Origin of the sequence: Pseudomonas nitroreducens, from assembly GCF_014204515.1 — a bacterium.
GTDB classification, from domain to species: domain Bacteria; phylum Pseudomonadota; class Gammaproteobacteria; order Pseudomonadales; family Pseudomonadaceae; genus Pseudomonas; species Pseudomonas nitritireducens_A.
In genome coordinates this window covers 89730-103791 of sequence record NZ_JACHLI010000006.1, presented here as the reverse complement: position 1 = coordinate 103791, position 14062 = coordinate 89730, and the positions used below count along the sequence as shown (strand labels likewise).

Genomic DNA, 14062 nt, shown 5'->3' with positions numbered 1-14062 from the left:
TCCAGCCAGCAGGATTGCCTGCCCCGCAATGGGTCAGCCAGCGATTTCCGTCGGGTGTCGATTCGCGAGCAAGGACTGGGCGTCCCCCTCGATCCTACAGATGGCGTTGACGGTTGCTCGCAATGGGAAATACCGGCGTACGCCGCGCGGGATTTCGCGGACAAGGTCCGCTCCTACGCCACCGGGAAAGTCTTGACCTCGTAGGGCGCATAACGCGCCAGCGTTATCCGCCGTGAGGCAGGCGGCGTATAACCCGTGCCGGGTTATACGCCCTACGTTCGCAGGTTGCCGTAGGCTCATGCTCATGCTCATGCTCATGCTCATGCTCATGCTCATGCTCATGCTCATGCTCATGCTCATGCTCATGCTCATGCTCATGCTCCTGCTCCTGCTCCTGCTCCTGCTTTTGATGTCTTCCAGCGAAACATCCGCACGCGCCGAAGTGCCCCTTTCAGGAGGCCGAAGGTGATCGGAGTTCCAGGGGTTGAGCGACATGGATGTCGCGAGAGCGTTGTCGGGCCAGGGATGGCCCGTCAACGCGGGCCCCTGGGACTGCGAGGAGCCGAGGGTACTTCTCGCGAAGCGAAAAGCCGGATGGCAGGGGCAGGCCCTTTGGTTACTTTCTGGCGTTTGAGAAAGTAACTCGCCCGAGGGGGCGAAACACAGAGCCCGCGCGCGCGCCGAAGCGGCGCATACACACCCACCCAAGGGCGTCGCGGATAAGGTCCACCGCTCCAGGAAGTTCACAAACCTGCCAGGCGGTTCGCGAGCAAGAACTGGGCGTCCCCCTCGGTCCTACAGATGGCGCTGACGGTTGCTCGTAGTGGGAAATACCGGCGTACGCCGCGCGGGATTTCGCGGACAAGGTCCGCTCCTACGCCACCGGAGAAAATCGTCGGACTCCTTGGGTGCATAACGTTTGACGTTATGCACCGTCCCGCTTTTGGAAATCAGCCCTCGACCAGCTCCACCTGCTCCGGCTCACGCTTCATCAGCACGCGGCCATTGCGGATCGAGTACAGCGCCTTGGTCTGCTGGCGCACCGCCTCGTAATCACTCTCCACCCCCAGCACCAGCAGGTTGGCCGGACGGCCGGCAGCGATGCCGTAGCGCGCACCGAGGTTCAGCGCTCGGGCGCTGTTGTCGGTGACCAGGTCCAGGGCGCGTTGCAGGTCGTCGAAGCCCATCATGTGGCAGATGTGCAGGCCGGCATCCAGCACGCGCAGGATGTTGCCGTTGCCCAGTGGGTACCACGGGTCCTTGATCGAGTCCTGGCCGAAGCAGACGTTCATGCCGGCGCGGTCGATCTCGGCGACGCGGGTCACGCCACGGCGTTTTGGGAAGGTGTCGAAGCGGCCCTGCAGGTGAATGCTCTCGGTCGGGCAGGAGACAAAGTTGATGCCCGAGCGCTTGAGCAGGCGGAACAGCTTGGAGCAGTAGGCGTTGTCGTAGGAACCCATGGCCGTGGTGTGGCTGGCGGTGACACGACCGCCCATGCCGCGCACGCGGGCCTCTTCGGCGAGCACTTCGAGGAAGCGCGAGTTCGGATCGTCGGTCTCGTCGCAGTGCACGTCCACCAGGCAGCCGGTGCGCTCGGCCAGGTCCATCAGGAACTTGATCGAGCTGACGCCCTGCTCGCGGGTGTTCTCGAAGTGCGGGATGCCGCCGACCACGTCCGCGCCCAGGCGGATCGCCTCTTCCATCAGCTCGCGACCGCCTTCGTAGGACTCGATGCCCTCCTGTGGGAAGGCAACGATCTGCAGGTCCACCAGGTGCCGCGCCTCTTCACGTACCTCGACCATGGCCTTGAGCGCGGCCAGGGTCGGATCGGTCACGTCGACGTGGGTGCGCACGTGCTGGATGCCGTGGGCGGCCAGCATGCGGATGGTGGTGTGGGCGCGGGACTTGGTGTCCTCATGGGTGATGGTTTCCTTGCGCTGGGCCCAGCGCTCGATGCCCTCGAACAGCGTGCCACTCATGTTCCATTCCGGCTCGCCGGCGGTCAGGGTGGCATCGAGGTGGATGTGCGGTTCCACCAGCGGGGCGATGGCCAGGTTGCCGCGGGCGTCGATGTCGTCACCGCTGGCAGTGACGCTGCCGGCTTGCTGGATGACTTCGGCGATGACGTCGCCTTCGCAGCGGATGGTGAACAGGCCGGTCTGCTTGCGCAGGGAGGCGTTGATGATTTTCATGGGCTCGGAGGTCCTCTTCAGGCTATTCGTGGCGCGGCGCAGCGGACATGCGCCAGATGAGCAGCGCCACGGAGGTATTCAGGCGGAATTGCGCGTCGTCCAGGGACTGGCCACTGAGGGCCTCGATGCGCGCGATCCGCTGGTTCAGGGTGTTGCGATGGATGCCCAGGCGCTGTGCCGCCTTGAGCGCGTTGCCGCCTTCCTGGACCAGCGCGTCGAGCGTCTCGATCAGCAGGTGCGGCTGCTTGCGGCCCACGTCGTTGAGCGGGCCGAGGGTGTCCTTGACGAACTGCTCGACCACCGCGCGATCGGGAATCGCCCGCAGCAGGCGCAGCACGCCCAGTTCACGGTAGTCACAGAAGCCGCCCGGTGCCTGCATGCCTTCGGCGACATCCAGCGCCTGGCGCGCTTCGAGCAGCGCGCGGGGGAATTCGGCGCAGGATTCGGCACGGGCGGAAAGCCCAAGGTAGGCGCGCAGCGGCGCCAGTTCCTGTTGCAGTTCGGCCGCCAGGGCGTGCAGCTCGGCGCGCTCGACATCCGTCAGCAGGAGGACGAACAGGTCGCCCTGGATCACCACCGGCAGGCGCTCGGGGCGCTCCTGCTGCCAGTTCTCCAGATGGTCGAGCAGGCGCTGGCGGGTCTGCTGCAGAGCGCGCTCGGCCTCTTCCGGTTCGTGCTGCTGGAACAGCGTATCGACACCCGACAGCCGCAACGCCACCAGGCGGCGCGGGGCTTCCAGCGGCAACTCCAGGTGCTGCGCGCGACGACGGACGATCTCCAGGCTGGGGAAGTCGCCGCTGAGCAACTGGCCGAGGATGTCGCGGCGCGAGGTCTTCACCTGGGTCATCTGCACCAGTGCCGTGCCGATCAGGTGGGTGACGATGACCATCTTCAGCGCGTAGGGCTGCTCGATCAGCGGCAGCCCTTCGGCTTCGGCCAGCAGTACCACGGATCGCGGAATGCGCTGGATGAACTCGTCACCGGTGAGGATGACGATGCCGGCGATGCCGCTGGCGACGCCTTCGCGCACCAGCTGCAGCAGGTTGGCCTCGTCACGGCTGTGGTTGATGCCGGTGACGAACACCAGTTCGCCACCCATTACCCAGTCGGCGATGCCGACGTTCTCCGCCACATAGGACCAGCGCACGCTGCGATGCACGTTGCGCGCGCCGGCCCGCAGCGTGAGGCTTTCCAGCCCCGGCAGGCGGAGGATTTCCTCGACGCTCAGGCTCAAGCGCGCGGCTCGGCCACCGGCGCGCGGGCGCGGGTGACTTCGGTGAGGACGATGTAGCAGATGGCCGAAGCGGCGATGCCCACCAGCGGCGCGATCCACGGCGAGGCGTAGGCCAGGCCGGCGCCCACCGCGTAAGACACCAGGCCCGTCACGTTGAACGCCGGGATGTGGCTGCCCACCAGCGCCGGGTATTCGCCACGGTTGCGATACCAGTAGTCGGCCATGATCACGCCACCCAGCGGCGGGATGATCGAGCCCAGCAGCACCAGGAACGGGATCAGCCATTCGTACATGCCGCCGATGGCGAGGATGATGCCGATGCCGGCGGCCACCAGGGTCATGGTCCGGCGACGCTCGCTGCGCACCAGGTGGCAGGCGGCGGCAGAGACGTTGTAGATGGTCGGGCCCTGGATGGTCCACAGGTTCAGGCAGAGCATGATCACCGCGGCGAAGGACAGACCCTGCAGCACCATCACTTCGACGATGTCGGCGTTCTGGTAAACGATCGCGCACCAGGCGCCGGCGACGATCATCAAGCCGTTGCCGATGAGGAAGGCGACCACGCTGGCGATCACCGCGATGCGCCCGCTGCGGGCCATGCGCGTCCAGTTGGTGGCCTGGGTCGCGCCGCTGGCGAAGGTGCCGAAGACCATGGTGACGGCGGCGGAGAAGGTCAGGGTCTGGCTCGGTTCCTTGGCCAGCAGGCCGCTCCAGCCGCCGGCGTGGTTGGTGGCGATGACCATCGACGCCACCAGCAGGATGAACATCAGCGGCACCGAGACGCGGGACATGATGTCCAGGCCCTTGAAACCGATGATCGCGGTGATCGAGAACAGCAGGCCGAACACCACCATCAGCGGAATGTTCAGCCATTCCGGCAGCGACAGCATCTTCACCAGCACGATGGCCACGGTGGCGGTGCCCCAGGCGTACCAGCCCAGTTCGGCGAAGCCGAGGAGGAAGTCGGACAGCTTGCTGCCGCGCTCACCGAAGCAGAAGCGGCCCATCAGCACCGTGTTCAGGCCGCTGCGCGAGGCGATCAGGCCCAGGGCGGCGGCGTAGACGGCCAGCAGCACGTTGCCGATGAAGGCGACCCAGAGCATGTCGACGAAGTCGAAGGCCATGCCGATCTTGCCGCCGGCGAACATGGTGCCGGTGAAGAAGGTGAAGCTGAACAGGACCATGGCGATGGGCAGCAGGCCTTTGCGCCCGTCCCTGGGCGTCGCGCTCAGGGGGAATTCACTGGGGGAACTCATTTAAGGGGGATCTCCGCGAGGATTGGTTGAGGACTCCCGGCCAACGCAAATAGCGGGCCGGAAAAGCCAATCAGGAACGACGCGGAAATTTTGAGCATGTCGAACATTGTGAACTGTTCACAATGCACACTTCCGGTGGGTGTAACGGCGTTTCAAGATAGCTCAAATGTGCATTGTGCGGATTTTCGGGGCACGATGCAGCTTTTTCGCACCAAAAGCTGACGAAGCCTTGATCCAGATCGCTACCGCTTGGCGGATTTACCCGCGCAACGCCCTGCTCCACACTGCACTTTCTCCCTGCGACACCCTGTCACCCCCAGACAAGGAAATGGCACGGACAACAAGTCCGGCCCAGACCGACACAGGCAGACTCTCCTCAATGTTCCGCCTTCTGTGCGTCACCGGCAGATGGCCCATAGCCATGAATTGCCCGCCAACAAGAAAAAGGGAGTACCCGCCAATGAGCGTCGCCAGGTTCCTCGCTCCATCGGTCCTCGCGCTGGCTACGTGCCTCGCGATGGGCGCGGCCCACGCCGAGCTGCCCACCGAGAGCATCGGTGAGACCGTCCTGCCGTTCCCGCCCTCGCCGCACCGCGCCTATATCGTCGACGTGGAGTTCGAGAACTTCATCGCCGGCCGCGTCACCGTGGTCGACCCCGAGCAGAAGAAGATGCTCGGCATGGTCAGCACCGGCTTCGTCGCTCCGTCGACCCTGAGCCACGACGCCAAGACCCTGTACTCCGCCGACACCTTCTACTCCCGTGGCACCCGCGGCGTGCGCACCGACGTGCTGACCGCCTGGGACACCTCGAACCTGCGTCCGAAGTGGGAAGTGGAAATCCCCGCCAAGCGCGCCTCGATCCTCACCCAGAAGTACGCCCTGGGCTCGAGCTCCGACGACCGCTTCGTCTACATCTACAACTTCACTCCGTCCACCTCGGTCACCGTGGTCGACACCCAGGAGAAGAAGGTCGCCAGCGAAATCGCCATCAGCGGCTGCGTACTCAACTACCCGGTGGGCAAGCGCGCCTTCGCCTCGCTGTGCGGTGACGGCCAGCTGCAGATCACCAAAATCGGTGACGACGGCAAGGAAGTCGGCCGCAGCCAGACGCCGTTCTTCGATCCGAACAAGGAGAAGCTCAACGAACGCGGCCTGGCCGTAGGCGAGACCTACTTCTTCGTCACCACCGACGGCGTGGTCAAGCCGGTAGACGTCTCCGGCGACAAGCCGAAGATGCTGCCGAGCTGGTCGCTGACCACCGACGAAGAGCGCAAGAAAGGCTGGGGCACCGGCGGCTGGCAGCTGATGGCCGTAGCGCCCAAGCTGAACCGCATGTACGTGCTGATGCATGAAGAGCACAGCGCCGGCAAATGGGAAGACCCGAGCCCGTTCATCTGGGTCTACGACCTGAAGACGCAGAAGAAGATCGGCACCCTGGAAGCGCCCAAGCCGGTTTGGAGCCTGCACGCCACCACCGATGACAAGCCGCTGCTGCTGGGCACCGACATCGAAGGCGGCCTGCAGATCTTCGACCTGAAGACCGGCAAGTACAACGGCGCCATGGACAAGATCGCCAAGACGCCGATCCTGGTCCTGAGCCACTAAGCCTTTTTTCGAAAGTCATCATCGAGAGGTACGGATATGTTTTCCGATCCGATCCTGATCATCGCCAGTGCGGTGGCCGTTGCGGTGCTGCTTGCCAGCGCCGCCAGCCACAAGCTGCGCGCGCCGCTGCGCTTCGCCCGCCAGGTCGAAGACTACGGCCTGCTGCCAGCTTCGCTGGTCGGCCCGGTGGCCCGCGTGCTGCCAGTGGTCGAGGGCGTCATCGCCTTCGCCCTGCTGGTGCCGGCAAGCCGCCACGTCGCGGCCCTGGCCGCCACGGCGCTGATCCTGTTCTATGCCGGCGCCATCGGCATCAACCTCTGGCGCGGGCGCCGCGACATCGACTGCGGCTGCTCCGGCCCCGGCCAGATGCAACCGCTGCGCCCGGTGCTGCTGCTGCGCAACGCGATCATCGCCGCGCTCGCCCTGGTCGCCGCCAGCATCCCGCAGGCCCGCGAGATGGGCGTGTTCGACGCCTTCGTGATCCTCGCCGCCAGCGCTGTCGCCCTGCTCCTGTATGCCGCGGCCGATGGCCTGCTGGCCAATCATCCTCGCCTGCTCAAACTCATCGGAAGGTGAACAAATGGAAGGTCTGATCGTTTCCAACATTCTTCTCTGGGTGCTGCTCATCGCCCTCGCCTTCACCGTCATGGCGCTGGTGCGCCAGATCGGCGTCCTTCATGGCCGCATCGCGCCGGCCGGCGCGCTGATGGTCGACAAGGGCGTGGCGGTCAACGAACCCGCGCCGAAAGTCACCGCCGCCGACCGTCACGGTCGTCCGGTCAACTTCGGCTACGAAGGCGAACGCGGCCAGCTGCTGTTCTTCCTCTCGCCGACCTGCCCGATCTGCAAATCGCTGCTGCCGGCCATCAAGTCCATCGCCAAGGACAAGGCTGGCGAGCTGGAAGTGATCTACGTCAGCGACGGCGACATGGCCGCCCAGCAGGTGCTGATCGCCGAGCACGGCCTGGAGAAATCCGCCTACGTGGTCGGCCCGGAAGTCGGCATGACCTACCAGATCGGCAAGCTGCCCTACGCCGCGCTGATCGACAGCAAGGGCATCCTGCGCGCCAAGGGCCTGGTCAACTCCCGTGAGCACCTGGACAGCCTGTTCGAAGTCGAGCACCTGGGCAGCGCCACCCTGCAGCAGTACATGAATGGCCACAGCCACAACGGCGTGCACACCCACGACGCCAGCCACGGCCACAGCCACTGATCACGGAGAGAACAAGAATGAAATTCCTCGACAACCTGTTCGAGCGCTCCTCCCGCCAGGTGGCCAACGTCACCTCGCGGCGCAAGCTGCTGGGCCGCTTCGGCTCTCTGCTGGTGGCCGGCGCCGCCCTGCCGATCATCCTGCCGATCGACCGCACCTCCAAGGCCCTGGCCGCCGAGGCGCCCAAGGCTGGCGATCCGGGTGACCCGAACAGCTGCGACTACTGGCGCTACTGCTCCATCGACGGCTTCCTCTGCTCCTGCTGCGGCGGCACCGCCACCTCCTGCCCGCCCGGCACCGATGCCTCCCAGGTGACCTGGATCGGCACCTGCCGCAACCCGGCAGACGGCAAGGACTACATCATTTCCTACAACGACTGCTGCGGTAAGCACAGCTGCTCCCAGTGCGCCTGTACCCGCAACGAGAGCGAGGAGCCGCTGTACCGTCCGTTCAACAACAACGACGTCAACTGGTGCCTGGGCGCAGAATCGCGCATTTACAACTGCACCGTCACCATCATCCGCGGCGTCGCGGTCTGAAGTCGGGAGAGAAGCCCATGCGCAGTCTCGTTGTCGGCGCCCTGCTCTGCAGCCTGGTCGCCCCCATCGCTCAGGCCCGTGCGATCCCCGATCCGCACCAGCGGCCGGCGCCCGGCAACGAGGAGGTGCAGAAGCCGATCTCCCAGCAGAGCTACACCCCGGCCACCAACTACCAACTGCAATGCGCCGGCTGCCATCTCACCGAAGGCAGCGGCAGCAAGGCCAACGACACGCCGCGCCTGCACGGCTTCGTCGGCAACTTCCTGAAGGTGGATGGCGGCCGGCAATTCCTCGTGCGCGTGCCGGGCATGTCCCAGTCCGCGCTGAACGACGCGCAACTGGCCGACCTGCTCAACTGGCTGCTGCGCAAGGACGGCATGGCCGGCGACAGCATGCCCGCGCAGTTCAAGCCGTACACCGCCGAGGAAGTCAAAGCCACGCGTTACCAGGCCCTGATGAACCTGCCTGGCACCCGCGCAGGACTGATCCAGGAAATGCGCAAGCAGGGCATCGCCATCACCGATGGGATGAGCGATGCGTACTGAGTAACTGAAAGTTTGCCTCCGCACTGATGCCCGCAGCTCCTGCGGGCTTTTTTATGCGCAGAAGGTTTTTCAGGGAGCGCCTTCGTAGGATGGGTGGAGCGGAGCGATACCCATGCAGTAGGCGCGCCGAAACGATGGGTATCGCTACGCTCCACACCATCCTACGCACGAGGTTCACAGCTGCGTAGGGTGTCAGCTGCTCTCCCGCACCATCAACTCGAACCCCAGGTCCAGCACCGGTTCGCTCACCGGCTTGTCGCTGATCAGGTCCAGCAGGCGCTCGGCGGCGTGGCTGCCGATGGCCTTGCGCGGGGTGCGGATGCTGGAGAGGCGCGGGACCATGAATTCCGAGCTGGGCAGGTCGTTGAAGCCCAGCACCGCTACCTGTTCGGGGATGCGGATGCCGTGGCGCATGGCTTCCAGCAAGGCGCCGTGGGCCAGGTCGTCGTTGCCGAAGAAGATGCCTTCCACCTGCGGCTGCGCAGCGAGCAACTGGCGGAACAGCTCGCCGCCCAGGCCCACCGAGGACGGGCGCGGCGTGAGGATTTCCAGCGCCGGGTCGTAGCAGCCGGCTTGCTGTAGCGCGCGGCGATAGCCCTCGCCGCGCAGCAGGGTGCGCTGGTCCAGTTGCGCACCGATATAGGCCAGGCGCTTGCGCCCACTCTTGAGCAGGTGTCTGGCCGCCGCTTCCCCCGCACGAATCTGCGAGAAGCCCACGCAATGCAGCCCCGCGCCGGGGTCCAGGTCCATCATGTAGACCGCCGGTATGCCGCTGGCCTCGATCATCCGCCGGGCGCTTTCGGTGCGGTCGAAGCCGGTCAGCAGCAGGCCGCGCGGCTGGTACGCAAGGTAGTTGCGCAGCAGGTTCTCTTCTTCGTCGCGGGAGTAGTGGTAGTTGCCGATCAGCACTTCGAGGCCGCGCGGATGCATCACCGCGTGGATGGCTTCGAGGGTTTCGATGAACAGCTGGTTCGCCAGCGACGGCACCAGCACCACGATGTTGTGGCTCTGCTTGGACGCCAGTGCACGTGCCGCGGGGTTGGCCACGTAGCCCAGTTCGCTGGCCGCCTGCCGGACCTTTTCCACCAGCGACTCGGCCACCGTGCTCACGCCACGCAGGGCGCGCGAAGCGGTAATCGGGCTGACGCCAGCGCGGCGCGCTACGTCATTGAGGGTGGGTTTACCGGTGGTGCGGGAGTTCCTGTCGTTCTTCTTATCGTTCTTCTGGGCGGTCATCGGGCGGCTTGCCAAACAAAAATCGAGGCACTAAGGTAGCGCTGTCTCGCGACCAGGGCAATTGCCTGAGACCAGCTCCCGCTGGCCCCTCGCCCGCCGGCGCCTGCTTGTTTGAGCAGTTCCGCCGAAAGCGCCGAGACAGACCGACTAGAATGACAAGAATACGGAGGCAGCCCGATGCTTTTCGTTACGCCCACCCAAGATAGCGCTGTCTCCACAATGAGGCCCTGCATGTCCACTGCCATCGACGCCGTGCTCATCATGGGTGTCGCCGGATGCGGCAAGTCCAGCGTCAGCGAGGCCCTGTGCCTGCGCAGCGGCGCGTTCGCCATCGAAGGCGACTCCTTCCATCCCGAAGCCAACATCCAGAAGATGAGCGCCGGCATCCCGCTGACCGACGAGGACCGCGCCGGCTGGCTCGATACTCTCGCCGCCCAGTTGCAGCAGGCCATCGCCGCCGGCCAGCGCCCGGTGCTGACCTGCTCCGCGCTCAAGCTCATCTACCGCGAACGCCTGCGCCGCGCCGTGCCCGGCCTGGGCGTGGTGTTCCTGGAGCTGACCCCGGGAACCGCCGCCCAGCGCGTCGCCACCCGCCCCGGCCACTTCATGCCGGCCAGCCTGATCGACAGCCAGTTCGCCGCCCTCGAAGTGCCGACCCGCGAACCGCTGACCCTGCGCCTGGACGCTACCCGCCCACTCGACGAACTGGCGGAAGCCGCACACCTGTGGTGGCGACAGCACTCCAACGACTGACCCGATAGCGCCTGCCATCGAAAGATAGCGCTATCTCAACCCAACTGAAAAAGAACAGCCGCTCCGGCATACAACGACAACAACAGGAGAGCCCCATGCTCGGCATGCCCCACGACACCTATCTGCTGCTGGATGCGGTGGTCACCATCATCGGTCTGATCCTGCTGATCACCCGCTTCAAGATCCACCCGTTCGTTGCCCTGATCATCGCCGCCGGCTTCCTCGGCCTGACCTCCGGCATGCCCGTGGCAACCATCGTCAAATCCTTCCAGGACGGCTTCGGCGGCGTGCTCGGTTTCGTCGGCATCATCCTTGCCCTGGGCACCATGCTCGGCAAGATGATGGCCGAGTCCGGCGGCGCCGATCAGATCGCCCGCACACTGATCCGCGCGTTCGGCAAGGAGCGCGTGCACTGGGCGATGATGCTCGCCGCCTTCCTGGTCGGCATCCCGCTGTTCTTCGAGATCGGCTTCATCCTGCTGGTGCCGCTGGTGTTCATCGTCGCCCGGCGCAGCGGTGTGTCGCTGATCAAGATCGGCATCCCGCTGCTCGCCGGCCTCTCCGCCGTGCACGGCCTGGTGCCGCCGCACCCGGGCCCGCTGCTGGCCATCGGCGTGTTCGGCGCCGACATCGGCAAGACCATCTTCTACGGCCTGCTGGTCGCGCTGCCCACCGCGGCCATCGCCGGCCCGATCTTCGGCAAGTTCATCGCCCAGTACATTCCCGGCCAGCCCAATGAAGAGCTGGTGGCGCAGATCGCCCACGAGCCGGACACCAGCAACCTGCCCAGCTTCGGCGTCACCCTGCTCACCGTGCTGCTGCCGGTGTTCCTGATGCTGCTGAAGACCTTCGCCGACGTCATGCTTGCCGACGGCCACGTGATCCGCGCCTGGCTGGACATGATCGGCCACCCGATCACCGCCCTGCTGCTGGCCCTGCTGCTGGCGCTCTACACCTTCGGCCACGCCCGCGGATTCGACTCGAAGAAGATTCTCAAGCTGCTCGACCAGAGCCTCGCGCCCACCGCAGCGATCGTGATGATCATCGGCGCCGGCGGCGGCTTCAAACAGATGCTGGTGGCCAGCGGCGTGGGCGACGTGATCGGCCACATGGCGGTGCAAGCGCAGATCTCGCCGATCCTCCTGGCCTGGCTGGTGGCCGCGGTGATCCGCATCGCCACCGGCTCCGCCACCGTCGCCACCATCACCGGCGCGGGCATCGTGGTGCCGGTCATCGACCTGATCCCCGGCGTCAACCGCGAGCTGCTGGTACTCGCCACCGGCGCCGGCTCGCTGATCCTCTCCCACGTCAACGACGCCGGCTTCTGGCTGGTGAAGCAGTACTTCAACATGAGCGTGATGGAGACCTTCAAGACCTGGACGGCGATGGAGACCATCCTCTCGGTGGTCGGCCTGCTGTTCATCCTGCTGTTGTCGATGTTCGTCTGACGCAATCGATGGGCATCGCTGCGCGATACCGCCCTCCGCACGAAGCCCACCAGGGCTCCCGTAGGATGGTGTGGAGCGCAGCGATACCCATCAGCCCCATGCGTCATCAGCATGAATATCGCTACGCTCCACCCATCCTACGAACGAGGCTCCCTGCAGCTCCTGTCGTTCGTAGGGCGCATAACGCGGCACGCGTTATCCGCCATCACCGCACATGAGGACATCGGCGCATGACCGCGAACGGTCATGCGCCCCACACAGACCAGTCGCCCACCTTCCCCCGAGGGATGAGTCATGCCCGATACCAGCAAGCTCGACCATCTGTTCCCACGCCTTGCCGACATCCCCGACACCTGGCGCCCCGACGCGCCGGTCGAACAGCGCGAGTACCTGGTCAACGGCGAACTGCGCCGCTGGAACGGCCCGCTCGCCCCGGTACGCAGCCCGATCTTCCTTGCCACCGATGAAGGCGACGAACAGGTGATCCTCGGCAGCACGCCGCTGCTGGACGCCGACGCCGCCCTCGCCGCGCTGGACGCCGCCGTGGCCGCCTACGACAACGGCCAGGGCGCCTGGCCCAACCTGCGCGTGGCCGAGCGCATCGCCCACGTCGAGCGCTTCCTCGCCCGCATGCGCGAGCAGCGCAGCGCGGTGGTCAAGCTGCTGATGTGGGAGATCGGCAAGAACCTCAAGGACTCGGAGAAGGAATTCGACCGCACCTGCGACTACATCGTCGACACCATCCAGGCGCTCAAGGAACTGGACCGTCGCTCCAGCCGCTTCGAGCTGGAACAGGGCACCCTCGGGCAGATTCGCCGCGTACCGCTGGGAGTCGCGCTGTGCATGGGCCCGTACAACTACCCGCTGAACGAAACCTTCACCACCCTGATCCCGGCGCTGATCATGGGCAACACCGTGGTCTTCAAGCCCGCCAAGTTCGGCGTGCTGCTGATCCGCCCGCTGCTCGAAGCCTTCCGCGACAGCTTCCCGCCGGGCGTCATCAACGTCATCTACGGGCGCGGCCGCGAGACCGTCAGCGCGCTCATGGCCAGCGGCAAGGTCGACGTCTTCGCCTTCATCGGCACCCACTCCGGCGCCGCCGACCTGAAGAAGCTCCACCCGCGCCCGCACCGCCTGCGCGCCGCCCTGGGCCTGGACGCCAAGAACCCCGGCATCGTCCTGCCCAGCGTCGATCTGGACAACGCCGTCAGCGAAGCCATCACCGGCGCGCTCTCCTTCAACGGCCAGCGCTGCACCGCGCTGAAGATCCTCTTCGTCCACGAAGACGTGCTGGACAGCTTCCTCGCCAAGTTCAGCGCCAAGCTCGCCGAGCTCAAGCCCGGCATGCCGTGGGAGCCGGGCGTGGCACTGACGCCGCTGCCCGAACCGGGCAAGGTCGACTACCTCAATGGCCTGCTGCAGGATGCGCTGGCCAAGGGCGCCAAGGTCATCAACGCTGGCGGTGGCGAGAGCCGCGAAAGCTTCTTCTACCCCGCGCTGCTCAGCCCGGTGCGCGCCGACATGCGCCTGTACAACGAGGAACAGTTCGGCCCGCTGGTACCGGTGGTGCCCTACCGCGAGCTGGACGAAGTGATCGACTACGTCCTGCAGTCCGACTACGGCCAGCAGCTCAGCCTGTTCGGCGACGATCCCGAACAGATCGGACCGCTGGTGGACGCCTTCGTCAACCAGGTCGGCCGCATCAACATCAACGCCCAGTGCCAGCGCGGCCCGGACAGCTACCCCTTCAACGGCCGCAAGAACTCCGCCGAAGGCACCCTCTCCGTCCACGACGCCCTGCGCACCTTCTCCATCCGCACGCTGGTGGCCACGCGTTTCACCGACGCCAACAAGGCGCTGATCAGCCAGATCATCCGCGACCGCGACTCCAGCTTCCTGACCACCGATTACATCTTCTGATCGGACGGCTGGCCACCCCGGCTGACTCCACCACCCCGCCCCACGCCGAACGGCCCCCTCTCACTCTGGGAGAGGGTTGGGGTGAGGGAAAAGCCCTAGCACCGGACCTCCACGAAAACC

At 65.7% G+C, this 14062-nt stretch carries 12 protein-coding genes; 8 read left to right on the top strand and 4 right to left on the bottom strand.

The window, feature by feature from the left end:
* Positions 1-950 precede the first annotated feature (950 nt).
* The 3 genes from codA to codB are packed head-to-tail and all read right to left on the bottom strand — an operon-like array spanning position 951 to position 4682.
* Positions 951-2192, bottom strand: coding sequence for a cytosine deaminase (gene codA / locus HNP46_RS10110; protein ID WP_184588377.1), 1242 nt, complete (start codon positions 2190-2192; stop codon positions 951-953).
* Between the two features lie 22 nt (positions 2193-2214).
* A complete protein-coding gene (locus HNP46_RS10105) occupies positions 2215-3426 on the bottom strand; it encodes a PucR family transcriptional regulator (protein WP_184588375.1) in 1212 nt (403 codons plus the stop codon).
* A complete protein-coding gene (gene codB, locus HNP46_RS10100) occupies positions 3423-4682 on the bottom strand; it encodes a cytosine permease (RefSeq protein WP_184588373.1) in 1260 nt (419 codons plus the stop codon). Before codB ends, HNP46_RS10105 begins: the two co-directional genes overlap by 4 nt.
* 460 nt (positions 4683-5142) lie before the next feature.
* Between codB and HNP46_RS10095 the strand changes: the two genes are divergently transcribed.
* Genes HNP46_RS10095 through HNP46_RS10075 form a run of 5 tightly spaced genes read left to right on the top strand, consistent with a single transcriptional unit; the run spans position 5143 to position 8585 of the window.
* Positions 5143-6288, top strand: a complete 1146-nt coding sequence (locus HNP46_RS10095) for an amine dehydrogenase large subunit (protein ID WP_184588371.1) — start codon at positions 5143-5145, stop codon at positions 6286-6288.
* A gap of 36 nt (positions 6289-6324) precedes the next feature.
* Positions 6325-6864: a MauE/DoxX family redox-associated membrane protein gene (locus HNP46_RS10090; RefSeq protein WP_184588369.1), complete on the top strand. Its 540-nt coding sequence runs from the start codon at positions 6325-6327 to the stop codon at positions 6862-6864.
* A gap of 4 nt (positions 6865-6868) precedes the next feature.
* A complete protein-coding gene (mauD, locus tag HNP46_RS10085; RefSeq protein ID WP_184588367.1) occupies positions 6869-7501 on the top strand; it encodes a methylamine dehydrogenase accessory protein MauD in 633 nt (210 codons plus the stop codon).
* Between the two features lie 17 nt (positions 7502-7518).
* Positions 7519-8040 carry a methylamine dehydrogenase light chain gene (locus HNP46_RS10080; RefSeq protein WP_184588365.1) on the top strand — a complete coding sequence of 174 codons (522 nt, stop codon included), beginning with the start codon at positions 7519-7521 and terminating at the stop codon, positions 8038-8040.
* A 17-nt stretch (positions 8041-8057) separates the two neighbouring features.
* Positions 8058-8585, top strand: coding sequence for a c-type cytochrome (locus tag HNP46_RS10075; RefSeq protein WP_184588363.1), 528 nt, complete (start codon positions 8058-8060; stop codon positions 8583-8585).
* A gap of 192 nt (positions 8586-8777) precedes the next feature.
* Here the strand turns inward: HNP46_RS10075 and HNP46_RS10070 are convergent, their stop codons facing one another.
* Entirely contained in the window at positions 8778-9821 is a 1044-nt protein-coding gene (locus tag HNP46_RS10070; RefSeq protein WP_184588361.1) for a LacI family DNA-binding transcriptional regulator, read from the bottom strand.
* Positions 9822-10052: 231 nt separating this feature from the next.
* On the opposite strand from HNP46_RS10070, the gene HNP46_RS10065 reads away from it, so the two are divergent.
* The 3 genes from HNP46_RS10065 to HNP46_RS10055 all read left to right on the top strand — a co-directional run bounded on the left by HNP46_RS10065 (position 10053) and on the right by HNP46_RS10055 (position 13942).
* Entirely contained in the window at positions 10053-10574 is a 522-nt protein-coding gene (locus HNP46_RS10065) for a gluconokinase (protein WP_184588359.1), read from the top strand.
* A 95-nt stretch (positions 10575-10669) separates the two neighbouring features.
* Positions 10670-12022: a GntP family permease gene (locus tag HNP46_RS10060; protein WP_184588357.1), complete on the top strand. Its 1353-nt coding sequence runs from the start codon at positions 10670-10672 to the stop codon at positions 12020-12022.
* A gap of 294 nt (positions 12023-12316) precedes the next feature.
* Positions 12317-13942 carry an NADP-dependent glyceraldehyde-3-phosphate dehydrogenase gene (locus HNP46_RS10055; RefSeq protein ID WP_184588355.1) on the top strand — a complete coding sequence of 542 codons (1626 nt, stop codon included), beginning with the start codon at positions 12317-12319 and terminating at the stop codon, positions 13940-13942.
* The last annotated feature ends 120 nt before the right edge of the window (positions 13943-14062 follow it).

What these genes read in the sequence shown, in the direction of transcription:
- codA (WP_184588377.1), bottom strand. Translation starts at nt 2,192, where the DNA reads ATGAAAATCATCAACGCCTCCCTGCGCAAGCAGACCGGCCTGTTCACC.
- codB (WP_184588373.1), bottom strand. Translation starts at nt 4,682, where the DNA reads ATGAGTTCCCCCAGTGAATTCCCCCTGAGCGCGACGCCCAGGGACGGG.
- HNP46_RS10080 (WP_184588365.1), top strand. Translation starts at nt 7,519, where the DNA reads ATGAAATTCCTCGACAACCTGTTCGAGCGCTCCTCCCGCCAGGTGGCC.
- HNP46_RS10055 (WP_184588355.1), top strand. Translation starts at nt 12,317, where the DNA reads ATGCCCGATACCAGCAAGCTCGACCATCTGTTCCCACGCCTTGCCGAC.
- HNP46_RS10065 (WP_184588359.1), top strand. Translation starts at nt 10,053, where the DNA reads ATGTCCACTGCCATCGACGCCGTGCTCATCATGGGTGTCGCCGGATGC.
- HNP46_RS10060 (WP_184588357.1), top strand. Translation starts at nt 10,670, where the DNA reads ATGCTCGGCATGCCCCACGACACCTATCTGCTGCTGGATGCGGTGGTC.
- HNP46_RS10075 (WP_184588363.1), top strand. Translation starts at nt 8,058, where the DNA reads ATGCGCAGTCTCGTTGTCGGCGCCCTGCTCTGCAGCCTGGTCGCCCCC.
- HNP46_RS10070 (WP_184588361.1), bottom strand. Translation starts at nt 9,821, where the DNA reads ATGACCGCCCAGAAGAACGATAAGAAGAACGACAGGAACTCCCGCACC.
- HNP46_RS10090 (WP_184588369.1), top strand. Translation starts at nt 6,325, where the DNA reads ATGTTTTCCGATCCGATCCTGATCATCGCCAGTGCGGTGGCCGTTGCG.
- HNP46_RS10095 (WP_184588371.1), top strand. Translation starts at nt 5,143, where the DNA reads ATGAGCGTCGCCAGGTTCCTCGCTCCATCGGTCCTCGCGCTGGCTACG.
- mauD (WP_184588367.1), top strand. Translation starts at nt 6,869, where the DNA reads ATGGAAGGTCTGATCGTTTCCAACATTCTTCTCTGGGTGCTGCTCATC.